This window comes from Amycolatopsis thailandensis (assembly GCF_002234405.1).
Taxonomy (GTDB): Bacteria; Actinomycetota; Actinomycetes; order Mycobacteriales; family Pseudonocardiaceae; genus Amycolatopsis; species Amycolatopsis thailandensis.
The window spans coordinates 75312-90339 of record NZ_NMQT01000016.1; the positions used below are offsets into that span (position 1 = coordinate 75312).

General features: G+C 69.0%; 13 protein-coding genes. 6 read left to right on the forward strand and 7 right to left on the reverse strand.

What is annotated here, in order from left to right; translation table 11 throughout:
- Window positions 1–13: 13 nt before the first annotated feature.
- The 3 genes from CFP71_RS04840 to CFP71_RS04850 form a co-directional block, all read right to left on the reverse strand.
- Window positions 14–688: a phosphonatase-like hydrolase gene (locus CFP71_RS04840; RefSeq protein ID WP_093932618.1), complete on the reverse strand. Its 675-nt coding sequence runs from the start codon at window positions 686–688 to the stop codon at window positions 14–16.
- Window positions 682–1794, reverse strand: a complete 1113-nt coding sequence (locus CFP71_RS04845; RefSeq protein ID WP_093932619.1) for a TIGR03364 family FAD-dependent oxidoreductase — start codon at window positions 1792–1794, stop codon at window positions 682–684. The genes CFP71_RS04840 and CFP71_RS04845 overlap by 7 nt, the downstream gene beginning before the upstream one ends.
- Before the next feature lie 183 nt (window positions 1795–1977).
- Window positions 1978–2754 carry a GntR family transcriptional regulator gene (locus tag CFP71_RS04850; RefSeq protein ID WP_093932620.1) on the reverse strand — a complete coding sequence of 259 codons (777 nt, stop codon included), beginning with the start codon at window positions 2752–2754 and terminating at the stop codon, window positions 1978–1980.
- Window positions 2755–2827: 73 nt separating this feature from the next.
- Between CFP71_RS04850 and CFP71_RS04855 the strand changes: the two genes are divergently transcribed.
- Together CFP71_RS04855 and CFP71_RS04860 are read left to right on the forward strand one after the other, a co-directional pair.
- A complete protein-coding gene (locus CFP71_RS04855) occupies window positions 2828–4078 on the forward strand; it encodes an APC family permease (protein ID WP_093932621.1) in 1251 nt (416 codons plus the stop codon).
- A gap of 124 nt (window positions 4079–4202) precedes the next feature.
- Window positions 4203–5009, forward strand: a complete 807-nt coding sequence (locus tag CFP71_RS04860) for a S1 family peptidase (RefSeq protein WP_093932622.1) — start codon at window positions 4203–4205, stop codon at window positions 5007–5009.
- 367 nt (window positions 5010–5376) lie between these two features.
- Here the strand turns inward: CFP71_RS04860 and CFP71_RS04870 are convergent, their stop codons facing one another.
- Both CFP71_RS04870 and CFP71_RS04875 read right to left on the reverse strand, forming a co-directional pair.
- Window positions 5377–6483: an NAD(P)H-dependent flavin oxidoreductase gene (locus CFP71_RS04870; protein ID WP_005164421.1), complete on the reverse strand. Its 1107-nt coding sequence runs from the start codon at window positions 6481–6483 to the stop codon at window positions 5377–5379.
- Between the two features lie 9 nt (window positions 6484–6492).
- Window positions 6493–8109, reverse strand: a complete 1617-nt coding sequence (locus CFP71_RS04875) for an acyl-CoA synthetase (protein WP_208635881.1) — start codon at window positions 8107–8109, stop codon at window positions 6493–6495.
- A gap of 60 nt (window positions 8110–8169) precedes the next feature.
- Here CFP71_RS04875 and CFP71_RS04880 point away from each other — a divergent pair, with 60 nt between their 5' ends.
- On the forward strand, window positions 8170–8958 hold the full coding sequence (locus CFP71_RS04880) for a crotonase/enoyl-CoA hydratase family protein (RefSeq protein WP_093932625.1): 789 nt from the start codon (window positions 8170–8172) through the stop codon (window positions 8956–8958).
- Window positions 8959–9022: 64 nt separating this feature from the next.
- On the opposite strand, the gene CFP71_RS04885 is transcribed toward CFP71_RS04880, so the two are convergent.
- Window positions 9023–10582, reverse strand: coding sequence for an acyl-CoA synthetase (locus tag CFP71_RS04885; protein WP_093932626.1), 1560 nt, complete (start codon window positions 10580–10582; stop codon window positions 9023–9025).
- Between the two features lie 99 nt (window positions 10583–10681).
- Between CFP71_RS04885 and CFP71_RS04890 the strand changes: the two genes are divergently transcribed.
- Genes CFP71_RS04890 through CFP71_RS04900 form a run of 3 tightly spaced genes read left to right on the forward strand, consistent with a single transcriptional unit; the run spans window position 10682 to window position 13888 of the window.
- A complete protein-coding gene (locus CFP71_RS04890) occupies window positions 10682–11665 on the forward strand; it encodes a Zn-ribbon domain-containing OB-fold protein (RefSeq protein ID WP_093932627.1) in 984 nt (327 codons plus the stop codon).
- A 7-nt stretch (window positions 11666–11672) separates the two neighbouring features.
- The gene (locus tag CFP71_RS04895; RefSeq protein WP_093932628.1) at window positions 11673–12728 is read left to right on the forward strand and encodes a thiolase domain-containing protein; all 1056 of its coding nucleotides are present in this window, start codon (window positions 11673–11675) and stop codon (window positions 12726–12728) included.
- Window positions 12725–13888: a thiolase domain-containing protein gene (locus CFP71_RS04900; RefSeq protein WP_093932629.1), complete on the forward strand. Its 1164-nt coding sequence runs from the start codon at window positions 12725–12727 to the stop codon at window positions 13886–13888. The genes CFP71_RS04895 and CFP71_RS04900 overlap by 4 nt, the downstream gene beginning before the upstream one ends.
- Before the next feature lie 95 nt (window positions 13889–13983).
- Here CFP71_RS04900 and CFP71_RS04905 read toward each other — a convergent pair whose 3' ends face one another.
- On the reverse strand, window positions 13984–15006 hold the full coding sequence (locus CFP71_RS04905; protein WP_093932630.1) for a YhjD/YihY/BrkB family envelope integrity protein: 1023 nt from the start codon (window positions 15004–15006) through the stop codon (window positions 13984–13986).
- Between the last annotated feature and the right edge of the window lie 22 nt (window positions 15007–15028).

Consider the following 15028-nt stretch of genomic DNA (forward strand, 5'->3'; position numbering starts at 1 on the left):
GTCAAAGCTCCTTTTAGGACAGCAGGGCGGGGAGGTCGCGGACGGATTCGAGGACGTGGGTGGCACCGGCGGCGTCGAGTTCCGGCTTCTTCGCCGAGCCCGTGAGCACCCCGGCGACGATCGACGCACCGGCGGAGAGCCCGGTCTGGACGTCGGAAGGGGTGTCACCGGCGACGGCGATGCGGCGGACGTCGGTGATTTCGAGCCGCAGCGCGGCGGCGAGGACGAGGTCGGGGAACGGGCGTCCACGGACACCCTCGCCCGGTGCCAGGACGGTGTCCGCGAGACCGTGCCAGCCCAGCGCGTCGAGGATCGCGTTCTGGGTTCCGGCGGCGAAGCCGGTGGTGAGCGCGACCTTCACGCCTTGGGCGCGCAGCTCCTGGATGGTGTCCTCGGCGCCGGGGATCGGCTCGCAGTGGCCGTCGGCGACGAGCTTGGCGTAGGCGTCCTGGAAGGCTGAGTTCGCGTGCTGGGCCAGCTTCTCGTCACCGTCGAGCAGGGCGCGGAAGACGACGATCTTGGACTGGCCCATGGTTTCGACGACGTAGTCGAGCATTCCGGCGAAGCGGCTGTCCTCTTCGGACACTCCGGCGGCGCCGATCGCCTCGGTGAAGGCCCGGATCACGAGGCCGTCGTCGGCGACGGTGGTCCCTGCCATGTCCAGGACGACGAGTTCGGTGTTCACCATGAGAGCTCCTCGGCGGTGTCTTCGGCGATGGCGGGGGAACAGGTCATGCCCCGGCCACCCGGCCCGGTGACGAGCCAGGCGTTGTCCGCGACGCGGGCGCGGTGGACGATCCGGGCGGTGTCGGTGGTCTGGGCGTAGACCCCGGCCCAGCGGCGGGCGATCCGCGGGAGCGGCCGTCCGAGCAGCGCGCCGGCGACCTCGGCGAGGTGGTCGTACGGGTCTTCGGTGGTGTCGAAGGAAAACGGCTCGTCGTACTCGTGGGTGTCGCCGATGGTCAGCGAACCGTCGAGGCGCTGGACCATGAGCAGCTGCATCTTGTTGACCGCGGCGATCTCGCCCTGCGGCTGGCCCGCGTTGAGGCCGTCGAGCGCCTCTCCGCGATACGCCGGGTAATAGCGGAAGCTGTCCGCGTCGGCGACCGTGGTGGTGAGGGTTTCCCCGAGTGGCTCGGTCTGGGCCATTTGCAGCCGTACCCGGCGGACCGGCGTCTGCCCGGCGAGTTCCTTGACCAGGCCACCGGTCCAGGCGCCGGTGCACAGCACGACTACGTCGCCTTCGTGGGTCTCGCCCGCGTCGTCGACGACGCCGTGGGCGGTCAGGTCGCGGATCTCGCGGCCGGGCACCCAGGTGTAGCGGCCGGATTTCGCCAGTTCGGCGCGCAGCGCGGGCTGGGCGACGCGTGGTTCGACGGCGGCGTCGCGATCGCACCAGAGGGCGCCGAGGAAGTCGCCGCGCAGGGCCGGGTTCAGCTCCCGGGTCTCGGCGGCGTCGAGCAGCTTGAAGCCGCGATCCTCCGGGCTCGCGGCCGCGGCCCGGGCGACGGCGAGTTCGGCCTCCGTGCGGACGACGGTGAGGGAGCCGTTCGGCCGGAAACCGATCCCCTCGACGCGCTCGCCGATGCGCTCCCACAGCACCCGCGCCCGCGCGGCCGTCTCCAGTTCGGGGCCGCTGGCGCGGCCGCCGACCCAGACCAGCCCGAAGTTGCGCACGGACGCGTCCCGGGCCTCGGGTTCGCGTTCGATCTGGACGACGTCGTGGCCGCGTTCGACGGCCTGCCAGGCGTGCTGGGTGCCGAGCACTCCGCCGCCGATGATGAGGATTCGCACACCGCAGACGCTCGCCTGCGCGCACCAACGCTCCGTGACCGCGATTCTAACTCCAGGTGAAGGACCTCCGAAATGTGGACCAGACCTGTTATCTTCGCGTTACATTGATCTTGCGTTTAGTCCTCTGCTTGCGGTCGTTGAACCTGCAACCACCGCATCCAGAGGACTAAATGCGGGAAGGGATCACTCCACGCGGCCCAGGCGGGTCTCGAAGGAGAGGCGGTCGCCCCGGAACAGCGACCGGACGCGCTCGAACGGGACGCCGTCGGTCCCCCAGGAGGTCCGGTGCATCAGCAGCATCGGCAGCGCCGGGTTCGTCCCGATCAGCAACGCCTCCCGCGGCGTCGCGAGTACGGTCTCGACCCGCTCCTCCGCGCCGTCGAAGACCACGCCGAGCCTTTCCCGCAAACAGGCGTAGAGCGACTGTGTGGGATCGAACACATCCATCAGCGTCGGGAATCGCGCGGCGGTGAGATAGGTCGATTCCAGCCCGACCCGCTCGTCGTCGGCGAGCAGCACCCGCTCGATGTGGATGACGTCGTCGTCAGGATCGATTTCCAGTTCCGAAGCCAGCGACGGGCCCGCCTCCCGCCGCTCCAGTGAGATCAAATTCCGGCCGGGCTGAATGCCCTGCCTCCTGAGTCCTTCCGTGTAACTCACCAAGGCGAGCGGCTGGACGAGCTTGGGGCCCGCGACGTAGGTGCCACTCCCCTGCCGCCTGCTGAGACGGCCTTCGAGCACGAGTTCGCCGACGGCCTGGCGTACCGTCGCGCGGGAAACCTCGAAGCGTTCGGACAGTTCCCTTTCGGTGGGAAGTACCGCTCCCTGACCCAATTCGGCGATCACGTCGAGCAGATCGACTTTGACCGCGTAATAACGGGGAATGCGGCCGTGCTCGGGAATTCCGTCCCGGACCGGGCCCTCGGCGGGCGGATGAACTCTGGGCGAACGCGCTTTCACAATCGGAGATCCTAGAGCGATTTCCCCGTGCCTGTACTGACCCGAACGAAGTGTTCATGCCACGCTCACACTCGTGGACGAAAAGGGCACACTCATTCGGCGGATCGGCACCCGCGACGCGGTCTTCATCGGGCTCGGCTCGATGATCGGGGCGGGCGTCTTCGTCGCGTTCGCCCCGGCCGCCCGCGCCGCGGGAGCCTGGCTTCCCGCCGGGCTCGCCATCGCCGCCGTGATCGCCTATTGCAACGCGACGTCGTCGGCGAGGCTGGCCGCGCTGTACCCGGCGTCCGGCGGGACCTACGTCTACGGCCGGGAGCGGCTGGGCGAGTTCTGGGGCTATCTGGCCGGCTGGGGTTTCGTGGTCGGCAAGACGGCCAGCTGCGCGGCGATGACTCTGACCGTCGTCACCTACGCCGCTCCCGGACTCGGGCAGCCGTGGCGGAGCGTGTCCGCGGTGGCCGTGGTGGCCGTGCTGACCGGGTTGAACTACCGCGGCGTCCAGCGCTCGGCGTTCGCGACCAGGGTGATCGTGACCATCACGCTGACGATCCTGGCACTGGCCGTCGTGGCGATGACCTTCGGCGGCACGATGCGGGCCGGGTCGCCGGGGCCGATCGCCGCCCCCGGCGTGGGCGGCGTGCTCGAAGCGGCGGGCCTGCTGTTCTTCGCGTTCGCCGGCTACGCGCGGATCGCGACGCTGGGCGAGGAGGTCCGCGATCCGGCGCGCACCATCCCCCGCGCCGTGCCGATCGCGCTCGGACTGGCGCTGGTCGTCTACGCCGTGCTCGCCTTCGTCCTGCTGTACCGGCTCGGGCCGGATCTGCTGGGCCGGAGCGCGGATCCGATCGCGGAGGGGGTCGCGCGGTCGTCCTGGTCCTGGCTCACGCCCGCGGTGCGGGTGGGCGCCGTGGTCGCCGCGCTCGGCTCACTGCTCGCACTCGTGCTGGGTGTCTCACGGACCACGCTGGCCATGGCGCGCGATGGGCACCTCCCCCGCTTCCTGGCCGCGGTGCACCCCCGCTTCGGGGTACCGCACCGGGCCGAGGTGACCGTCGGTGCCGTCGTCGCCCTGCTCGCGAGCACGCTCGATCTGCGTGACGCGATCGGCTTTTCGTCCTTCGCCGTGCTCGCCTATTACGCCGTGGCGAACGCCGGCGCGCTGACCCTGCCCAAAGGTCGGGTGATCCCCGCTTTCGGCCTGCTCGGCTGCGCGATTCTCGCTTTCAGCCTTCCGGCGGTTTCGGCGCTCACCGGTTCCGGAGTACTGGCACTAGGCGCTCTGGGCTACGCCATTCGTCGGCGATTCGCAGCGAACGTCCGTTAATCACCACCATCGGCCGAAAGATCCGAAGAAAGTTGGTTGTCCAGGTGTATCCCCACCTGCTGTAGTCAAGTGGCCGCAGTCAGTCTCCCTGCCTCCACTGTGGACAGCCGGAAGGAATGAACCCTTGGACATCAAGCGTCGGTTCAGCCTGCTCAAAAAGACCCTGATCGCCGTCGCGGCGGCCGGAACCCTGGCGGCCCTCGCCACGGCTCCCCCTGCCGCAGCCGCGCAGCCGCCGTCCACCGACGTGGTCGGTGGAACGCGCGCCGCTCAGGGTGAATTCCCTTGGATGGTCAGGCTTTCCATGGGCTGCGGTGGTGCGCTCTACACCCCGCAGATCGTGTTGACCGCCGCGCACTGCGTGTCGCGGACCGGGGCCAACACGAGCATCACCGCCACCCTCGGTGTCGTGGACCTGCAGAGCGGCTCGGCCAAGAAGGTCAAGTCGACCTACGTGCACCGGTCTCCGACCTACCCCACCTCCACCGGTGGTGACTGGGCCCTGATCAAGCTCGCGAGCCCGGTCACCGGTATCGCGACGCTGCCGATCGCCACCACGACGGCGTACAACAACGGCACGTTCACCGTCGCCGGCTGGGGTGCCGCTTCCGAGGGCGGCGCGCAGCAGCGCTACCTGCTCAAGGCCAACGTCCCGTTCGTCTCGGACTCGACGTGCAAGGCTCAGGGCGGCAGCTACGCCGACCTGATCGACAGCGCCGAGATCTGCGCGGGCAACGTCAACTCCGGTGGCGTCGACACCTGCCAGGGTGACTCGGGCGGCCCGATGTTCCGCCGCGACGCCAACAACGCCTGGATCCAGGTCGGCATCGTCAGCTGGGGCGAAGGCTGCGCGCGGGCGCACGCTCCTGGCGTCTACGCCGAGGTGAGCACCTTCGCGACCGCGATCAAGAACGCGGCCGCCGGGTTGTAGTTCCGTCGCACGGCATGCGCTGAAGGCCCCCTTCACCACAATGACGTGGTGGAGGGGGCCTTCTTTCTGTTTCAGGACGTTGGGCGTTCCGCGCGTGCTGAAGGGTGTCGCGAAAGCCACTTTCGGGACACCTGACGTCTCGAAAGTGGCTTTCGCGACACCCGAAGCTACGGCGAGGTGTCAGGCGGGGCAGCCCTGCGGCGGTGAGGCACAGGCGTGTTGCGAAAGCCACTTTCGCAACGTTCAAGGTTGCGAAAGTGGCTTTCACAACCTCTTCCGGGGAGTCGCGAACCGGCGGAGCCGACGCGAAGGGGACTTTCCCCGCATCGCACGCGGGCAAAGTCCCCTTCGGCTCACCTGACACGCCTCAGCGAGTCTTGTCCAAACGCGACAGTGCCTCTTCGTACCCCGAGACAAGCTCCGCGATCACGTCGGCGACCGGGCGCACCCGGTCCATCCGCCCGACGATCTGCCCCACCGGCATCGAGACGACACTGGGGTCGGCCGCGTGGTGGATCCTGTTGTGCGCGTGGGAAACCAGCAGGTTCTGCAACGGCATCGGCAGCGGTTCGGGCGCGTCGGGCGCGGCCCACGCCTCGGTCCACCGCGTCTTGAGCAGCCGTGCCGGTTTGCCGGTGTAGATCCGGGTCCGGACGGTGTCGGACGAACCCGCCGCGACCAGCGCGCGCTGCATGGCCTCGGACTCCCCCATGGTCTGGAGATATTCCTCGGTGGCGAGCCAGAAGGAGCCCATCCACACCCCGGACGCGCCCAGCGCGAGCGCCGCCGCGACCTGCCTGCCCGAGCCGATCCCGCCGGCGGCGAGCACCGGCACGCGGTCGCCGACGGCGTCGGCCACTTCGGGCAACAGGACCATCGACGCGATCTCGCCGGTGTGCCCGCCCGCCTCGTATCCTTGCGCCACAACGATGTCGACGCCGTTGTCGACGTGCCGGACGGCGTGCTCGGCCTTGCCTGCCAAGGCCGCGACCGGCACGCCCTTCGCGTGGCACTGCTCGATGACGTCGACCGGCGGTGACCCCAGCGCGTTGGCGATCAACCGGATGGGGTGTTTCAGCGCGACCTCGACATGCGACCGGGCGACCGAATGCAGCCAGCCCAGCACTCCCGCGCGTTCGTCGGTGTCGTCCGGCAAGGGCGGCACCGCGAGGTCACGCAGCGTCCGCTCCACGAAGTCGCGATGCTCCTGCGGGATGTGCTTCGCGAGATCGATCGACGTCCCTTCGGCCGGGATCTTCGCGGGCATCACGATGTCGACACCGTACGGTTTGCCGCCGGTGTTCTCGTCCATCCAGGACAGGACGGAGTCGAGTTCGGCGGCGTCGTTGAACCGCACGCAGCCGAGCACGCCCAGCCCGCCCGCCCGGCTGATCGCCGCGGCGACGTGTTCGGACGGGGTGAACCCGACGATCGGCAGGTCGATCCCGAGCCGGTCACACAGAGACGTCCGCATGAAACTCCTTTACGCCGGTTGGATGGTGACGGGCTCGTGCTCGGAGGCGTAGCGCTCCGCCCAGGGGTAGTCCGGTTTCCCGCTGGGCGACCGGCCGATCTCCTCGGCGAGCCAGAGACTGCGCGGCACCTTGTACCCGGCGATCTCGCTCCGCACATGCGCTTCGAGCGCGGTGAAGTCCAGTTCCTTGCCGTTCCTCGGCTGGATCACCGCGGCCACCCGCTGGCCGAGCCGGTCGTCGGGGATGCCGATGACGAGCGCGTCGAAGACGTCCGGATGCGACTTCAGCGCGCCTTCGACCTCTTCCGGATACACCTTCTCGCCGCCGGTGTTCACGCACTGCGATCCCCGGCCGAGCAGGGTCACCGTGAGGTCGTCTTCGTAGCGCGCGTAGTCGCCCGGGACGACGTACCGCTTGCCGTCGATCTCGACGAAGATCTTCTCGGTCTTCGCGGGATCCTTGTAGTAGCCGAGCGGGACGTGCCCACGTCGCGCGATCAGCCCGATCGCCCCCGGTTCGGGCTCGACGAGCGCGCCGTCGTCGTCCACCAGGATGGCGTCCTTGCCGAAGTTGACCCGCGGCCCGGCCGAATGATCACTGTCCTTGCTGACCATGCCGATGCCGGTGAACCCGCTTTCGGACGAGCCGATCGCGTCGGTGATCACCACGTGCGGGAGCAGCGCCAGGAATTCCTGCTTCACCGACTGGGAGAACAGGGCGGCGTGGCTCGACACCGCGACGATCGACGACGCGTCGTAGTCGCCCTCGCGATAGGCGTCGATCAGCGGCCGCGCCATCGCGTCGCCGACGATGGTGAGCACCTGGACCTTGTTGTCCTGCACGGCTTTCCAGACGTCGTGCGCGTCGAACCGCGGGACGAACACGACCGGGCTGCCGGTGAACAGCGCGCCGAACGCGGCCCACTGCGCGGCGCCGTGGATCAGCGGCGCGGCCGGGAGCCGGACCAGACTGCCCGACTTGCCCTGTTCGGCGAGCGTCCATTCGTCCGGGACGTATTCGCCGGTGACGAAGTTGATCCCGCCACCGAGCGCGCGCCAGATGTCCTCGTGACGCCACAGGACGCCCTTGGGATACCCGGTGGTGCCGCCGGTGTAGAGGATGTAGATGTCGTCGGCGCTGCGTTCGGCGAAGTCACGCTCGGGCGAACCTTCGGCGAGCGCGGCTTCGTAGTCCACGCCGTGGTACGACGAGTAGTCGCCGTCGCTTCCGTCGTCGACAACGACAACGTGTTTCAGTTTCGGCGCCTCCGGCAGGACGGCGGCCACCTTGTCCGAATACTCGCGCTCGTGGACCAGTGCCACGAGGTCGGCATTGTCGAACAGGTACCGCAGTTCGCCGTGGACGTATCGGTAGTTGACGTTGACCGCGATCGCGCGCAGCTTGTACGCGGCGATCATCGATTCCAGGGCCTCGATGGAGTTCCGGGAATAGACACCGATGTGGGATCCGGGTCCCACGCCGTGTGCGGCGAGGTGGTGCGCCAGCCGGTTGGCGCGCTCTTCCAGTTCGGCGAAGGTGACCCGCCGATCGCCGCAGACGACCGCGATGCGCTCCGGCACGGCGTCGACGGCGTGCTCGAGTAGATCCGCGATGTTGAGTGCCACGTCCTCAAAGTAGAACATGTTATCGTTCTGGGCAATGGCCGCTCTTTCACGGAGGTTCTGGTGGGCGAACCACACGCGCTGGTGGAAAAAATCGACCACACCCTCGTGGTCACGATGAACCGGCCCGAGGCCCGCAACGCGCTCAGCGGCGAGATGCTCGGGATCATGGTCGAGGCGTGGAACCGGGTCGACGAGGACGACGACGTCCGGTGCTGTGTGCTCACCGGCGCGGGCGGCGCGTTCTGCGCGGGCGCGGACCTCAAGTCGATGTCGAAGAACTCGCCGTCCGATTCGTTCGAAAAGGGCACGTTCGATCCCAGCAGGATCGAGGGACTGCTCAAGGGGCGAAGGCTGACGAAACCGTTGATCGCCGCCGTCGAAGGCCCGGCGATCGCGGGCGGGACGGAGATCCTGCAAGGCACCGATATCCGCGTCGCGGGCGAGAGCGCGAAGTTCGGAGTGTCCGAGGCGCGCTGGAGCCTGTTCCCGATGGGCGGTTCGGCCGTGCGGCTCCCCCGTCAGATCCCGTACACCGTCGCCGCCGACCTGCTGCTGACCGGACGGCACATCACGGCGGCCGAGGCACTGGAGATCGGCCTGATCGGGCATGTCGTCCCGGACGGGACAGCCTTGGACAAGGCGCTGGAACTGGCGGGCAAGATCGCCGCGAACGGGCCGCTGGCCGTCCGCGCGATCCTCAAGACGATGCGCGACACCGAGGGCATGCACGAGGAAGAAGCCTTCAAGCTGGACGCCCAGTACGGCATCGAGGTCTTCGCGAGCGAAGACGCGAAAGAAGGCCCGCGCGCCTTCGCCGAGAAGCGCAAGCCCGTCTTCCGGGGCCGCTGATGTCATGAGGGGTCCCCTTAAGACGAATTTCGTCTCAAGGGGACCCCTCATGACACGGGGCGGATCAGGGGACGCGGTGGCCCTCCCAGTACGGGTCGCGGAGCTTCCGCTTGTAGAGCTTCCCGTTCGGGTCACGCGGAAGCTCGGGCAAGTAGTCGACGGAACGCGGGAGCTTGAACTTCGCCAGGCGCGCGGCGGCGTACTCCAGGATCTCCGCGGTCAGGTCGTCCGACGGGGAGACGCCGTCGGCGGGCTGGACGACGGCCTTGATCGCCTCGCCCCAGTCCTCGTGCGGGACGCCGAACACCGCGACGTCGGCGATCTTCGGGTGCATCACCAGCTCGCCCTCGATCTCCGCCGGGTAGATGTTGACCCCGCCCGAGATGATCAGGTCCGCCTTGCGGTCGTGCAGGAAGAGGTAGCCGTCCTCGTCGAGGTGCCCGACGTCGCCGAGGGTGAACAGGTCACCGACCCGCGCTTTGTCCGTCTTCGCCCGGTCCTTGTGGTACTCGAACTTCGAGTCGCCCATCTTCATGTACACCGTGCCGGTCTCGCCGGCGGGCAGTTCCGCGCCCTCGTCGTCGAGGATCTTGATCGTCGAACCCGGCCACGGCAGCCCCACCGAACCCGGCTTCTTCAGCCAGTCCTCCCCCGAGATCGCCGTCCCGCCGCCCTCGGTGGCCGCGTAGTACTCGGTGACGACCGGGCCCCACCAGTCGAGCATCCGGCGCTTGACCTCCAGGGGGCACGGCGCGGCGCCGTGGATCATCACGCGCAGGGAACTCATGTCGTAGGCCGCGCGGACGTCGTCCGGCAGTCCGAGCAGGCGCCGGAACTGCGTCGGGACCATGTGGCTGTGCGTGACGCGGTGCCGGTCGATCAGCCGCAGCATGTCCTCGGCGTCCCAGCGGTCCATCAGCACCGCGGTGTGCCCCAGTTGCAGGGAGATCGCGACGAAGTTGAGCACCGCCGTGTGATAGAGCGGCGACCCGCACAGGTGGACGTGATCGTCGTGCGGCGCCAGCCCGAAGATGCCGAAGAACCACGTGGACGCGGCCGGAACGGAGTCCGGATCGGCGCCGGTCAGCGGACGGCGGACCCCCTTGGGCCGCCCCGTGGTTCCCGACGTGTAGAGCATCGGCGAGCCCGCCGTGCGCCCCTCCGGCCGGCCGTCGCCCTCACCGGACCCGAGTTCCTCGATCCGACGGAAGCCCTCGACGTCGCCGACGGCGAACCGCCCGCGTTCGGGAATCCCCGCCTCGTCGGCGGCGGCGATCGCGACATCGGCGAACCGTTCGTGCGCGAGAAAGGCCTTGGCGCCGCTGTCGGAAAGGATGTAGGCGACCTCCGGCCCGACCAGATGCCAGTTGACCACGACGATGTACAGCCCGGACTGGATGGCGGCGAAATAGGCCGCCACGAGTTCGTCGCCGTTGGGCTGCAGGACGACGACCACGTCCCCGGCTTCCAGCCCGAGGGCCCGCAGGCCCCGGGCGTACGCGTTCGCTTTCGCGGCGAGGTCCCCGTAGCCGATCGAGCGGCCGTCCGGATCGACCAGCGCGACCCGCTCCGGTTCCTGCGCGGCGATGTTCCAGACCCCAAGTGTCCCGGTGGCAGTCGACATACCCGCGAATCTAGAACGCGTTCCACTCAAGAGCAACCGCCAGCACGGCCTAGATGCCACGCCTTGCTCGAAAATCGAGAACGTGTTTCACTCAAGTTTGTGAGCGCACCTGAACTCCCGCTGTCGGCCCCGCTCAACGTGGGCTTCGACTACACGCGTTCGGTCGGCCCGGTACTCGGCCGGTTCGTCAACGCCCTGCGCGAGCGCCGTGTCGAAGGCGTCCGGGGCAGCGACGGCCGCGTCCACGTGCCACCGCTGGAATACGATCCCGTGACCGCCGAAGCGTTGTCCGAATTCGTGCCGGTGGCCTCCGAGGGCGAGATCGTCTCCTGGTCCTGGATCGCCGAACCGGTCGACGGCCAGCCGTTGTCACGGCCGTTCGCGTGGGCGCTGGTCAAACTCGACGGCGCCGACACCTCGATCCTGCACGCCGTCGACGCCGGCGATCCTTCGAAGGTCCACACCGGACAGCGCGTGCGGATCCGGTGGGCGGAGGAGACCGTCGGCCACATCCGCGACATCGCCTACTTCGTCCCCGCCGACGGCCCCGACACCGAGCCCACCGAGGCTCCTCCCCCGATCGCGAAACGTGAGGAGGACGCGCCGGTCAGCGTGGTGATCACGCCGATCCACCTGCGCTACGAGCATTCCGCGTCGCCGGAGGAAAGCCGGTACCTGCGCGGGCTCGCCGAAGGGAAGCTGATCGGCCAGCGCTGCCCGTCGTGCGAGAAGGTCTACATCCCGCCGCGCGGCGCCTGCCCGACCGACGGCGTGCCGACCACCGACGAGGTCGAACTGCCCGACACCGGCATCGTCACCACGTTCTGCGTCGTGAACGTGCCTTTCCTCGGCCAGAAGATCAAACCGCCGTACGTGGCCGCGTACATCCTGCTCGACGGCGCGGACATCGCGTTCCTGCACCTCGTCCTCGGCTGCGACGCCGCCGACGTCCGGATGGGCATGCGCGTCCGCGCCGCCTGGAAACCGCGGGACGAATGGTGGACGTCGCTGGAGAACATCGGCCATTTCGAACCGACCGGCGAGCCCGACGCGCCGTACGAATCCTTCGCCCACCATCTGTGAGGACACCGTGCCAGATGTAGCAGTCGTGGGCTTCGCGCAGGCCCCCAACGTCCGCAGCACCCCGGGCACCACCAACGGCGTGGAAATGCTGGTGCCGATCTTCGCCGAGGTCTTCGAGCGAACCGGTCTGTCCAAAGAGGACATCGGGTTCTGGTGCTCGGGTTCCTCGGACTACCTCGCCGGCCGCGCGTTCTCGTTCATCGCCGCTGTCGACGCCATCGGCGCCTTCCCGCCGATCCACGAGTCGCACGTCGAGATGGACGCCGCCTGGGCGCTCTACGAGGCGTGGCTCAAGATCCGGATGGGCGAGGTCGACACCGCGCTCGTCTACGGCTTCGGCAAGTCCTCCGCCGGGCAGTTGCGGCGCGTGCTGGCCTTGCAGATGGACCCGTACGTCGTCGCGCCGCTGTGGCCCGACTCGGTGAGCGTCGCCGGGATCCAGGCCAGGCTGGGCCTCGAAGCGGGGCTGTGGTCGGAGAAGGATCTCGCCGAGGTCGCCGCGCGCAGCCGCGCCGACGCCGCCGGGAATCCCGCCGCCCAGGTCTCCGGGACGGTCGAGGTCGCCGAACTCCTCGATGCCCCGTACTTCGCGGATCCTTTGCGGGCCCACGACATCGCCCCTGTCACCGACGGTGCCGCGGTCCTCGTGCTCGCCTCGGCCGAGCGGGCGGCGGACCTCGTCGACAGCCCCGCCGTGATCACCGGCATCGAGCACCGGGTCGACTCCCCCGCGCTCGGCGTGCGGGACCTGACCGTCTCGCCGTCCACCGTAGCCGCCGGGCGTGCGCTGGACCTCGACGGCGTCGAGGTCGCCGAACTGCACGCGCCGTTCACCCACCAGGAACTGATCCTGCGCGAGGCGCTGGGCCTCGGCGAACAGGTGCGGATCAACCCTTCTGGCGGGGTACTGGCAGGCAATCCGATGTTCTCGGCGGGCCTGGCGCGGATCGGCGAGGCGGCGAACCGCGTCCTCGACGGCAGCGCGCGCAAGACCCTCGCCCACGCGACCAGCGGCCCCGTCCTCCAGCAGAACCTGGTCGCGACCTTGGAGGTCCTCTCGTGAAGCACCTCGCGGCCGTACTGGGAACGGGCCAGACCCACCACAAGGCCAAGCGCACCGACGTGTCCATGCCCGGACTGCTCCGGGAGGCGATCGACCGGGCGATGCTCGACGCGCGGACCGGCTGGGACGACATCGACGCGGTCGTCCTCGGCAAGGCGCCGGACCTGTTCGAGGGCGTGATGATGCCCGAACTGTTCCTCGCCGACTCGCTCGGCGCGAACGGGAAACCGTTGCTGCGCGTGCACACCGCGGGTTCGGTCGGCGGGTCGACCGCGCTCGTGGCCGCGTCGCTGGTGCAAGCCGGAGTGCACCAGCGAGTCCTCACGGTGGCCTTCGAGAAGCAGTCCGAGTCGAACGCGATGTGGGGCCTGTCGATCCTGCCGCCGTTCCAGATGCCCGTGGGCGCCGGCGCGGGCGGCTATTTCGCGCCGCACGTGCGCTCCTACATCCGGCGGTCCGGCGCGCCCGACCACATCGGCGCGATCGTCGCCGCCAAGGACCGGCGCAACGGCGCCCTGAATCCGTACGCGCACTTGCGGCAGTCCGACATCACGGTGGAATCGGTGCAGGCGTCGCAGATGCTGTGGGATCCGATCCGCTACGACGAGACGTGCCCGTCCTCGGACGGGGCGTGCGCGATGGTGATCGGGAACGAGGCCGCGGGCGACGCCGTCGCCGGTGGGGCGGCGTGGATCCACGCGACCGCGATGCGCACCGAACCGACGACGTTCGCCGGACGCGACCAGGTCAACCCGCGGGCGGGACGCGACGCGGCCGCCGCGTTGTGGCGCGACGCGGGAATCACCGACCCACTGTCCGAAGTGGACGCCGCCGAGATCTACGTCCCGTTCTCGTGGTTCGAGCCGATGTGGCTGGAGAACCTGGGGTTCACCGAGGAAGGCCAGGGCTGGAAACTCACCGAGGCGGGTGAGACCGCGCTCGGCGGACGGCTGCCGGTCAACCCGTCGGGCGGCGTGCTGTCGTCGAACCCGATCGGCGCGTCCGGGATGCTCCGGTTCTCCGAAGCGGCCAAACAGGTGATGGGCCGGGCCGGGGACTACCAGGTCGACGGCGCCCGCATCGCGCTCGGGCACGCGTACGGCGGCGGTTCGCAGTTCTTCTCGATGTGGGTGGTGGGTTCGGCGAAGCCCGGTTCCTGAAGCCTCGGGCTTGATGCCGGAGCGTGTCATGAGGGGTCCCCATGAGACAGATTTCGTCTCATGGGGACCCCTCATGACACACGCGAGAGGTGAGGCTAGCTTCGGCGGCGCGGCCGGAGGCGTTGCGCCGCCAAGGTCGCGACCACCCCGGTCACCGCACCGACCAAAGCGGGCTTGAGGCCGTGCCGGTCGCCCTGCTCCACCACCGGCCGGACCACCACGGGAGGCGGCGGTTTGACCGGGTCCGGCGGGGCGTCGCGCGCGGTCGCCGTCCAGGCCGTGACGAACACCAGCATCCTCGCCACCAGCGAGATGAAGAAGATCAGGCCGATGATGGAGCCGAACGCGACCCCGGTCGGCGAGTTCCCGATCAAACGCAGGTAGATCCCACCGGCCTGCTTCAGCAGTTCGAAACCCACGGCCAGCGCGACAGCGCCGCGCATCGCGCTGCGGACCCCGACCGGCTTCCGCGGCAGCCGGGTGAGCACCCAGAGGAACACGAGCCAGTTGGCCAGCAGCGCCAGCGGAATCGAGATCGCCGACAGCACGTTGTGCCCCCACGCGGTGTCGTCGACACCCGCCAGCCCCAGCAGGTACCGGCCGAGCGCGGACCCGGAGATGGTGATGGCGAAGGAGAGCAGCAGCGCGGACGCGAGACCGAGCAGCGCGAGCAGGTCCGCGGCGATCGTGCGCAGCAGCGGCAGATCCGACCGGTTCTGGCCCCACAGCGCGGTGAGCGCGTCCCGCAGGGAGTTCATCCAGTTCCAGCCGGAGTACAACCCGATGATCAGACCGATGAGCCCGACGCTGGTGCGCTGTTCCACGAAACCGGTGAGCAGCTCCCCCGCCTTGTCGCCGAGCCCGCCGGGCAGCGTGCCGGTGATCGCGTTCAGCATCGACTCGATCAGCTGCGGCTGGCTCGCCAGCACGAAGCCGGCCACCGACACCGCGACCATGAGGATGGGCACCAGGGAGAACAGGCTGAAGTAGGTGATCGACGCGACGTAGTGGTACCCGCCGTACTCGATGTAGCGGTTCACCGCCCGCGCCACGTGGTCCAGCCAGCGGTAGCGGGCACGCAGCCGCTGCCATTTCGTCGGTGTTCGCTTCTCCCTCACACGCCAATGTCTACCTCAGGCA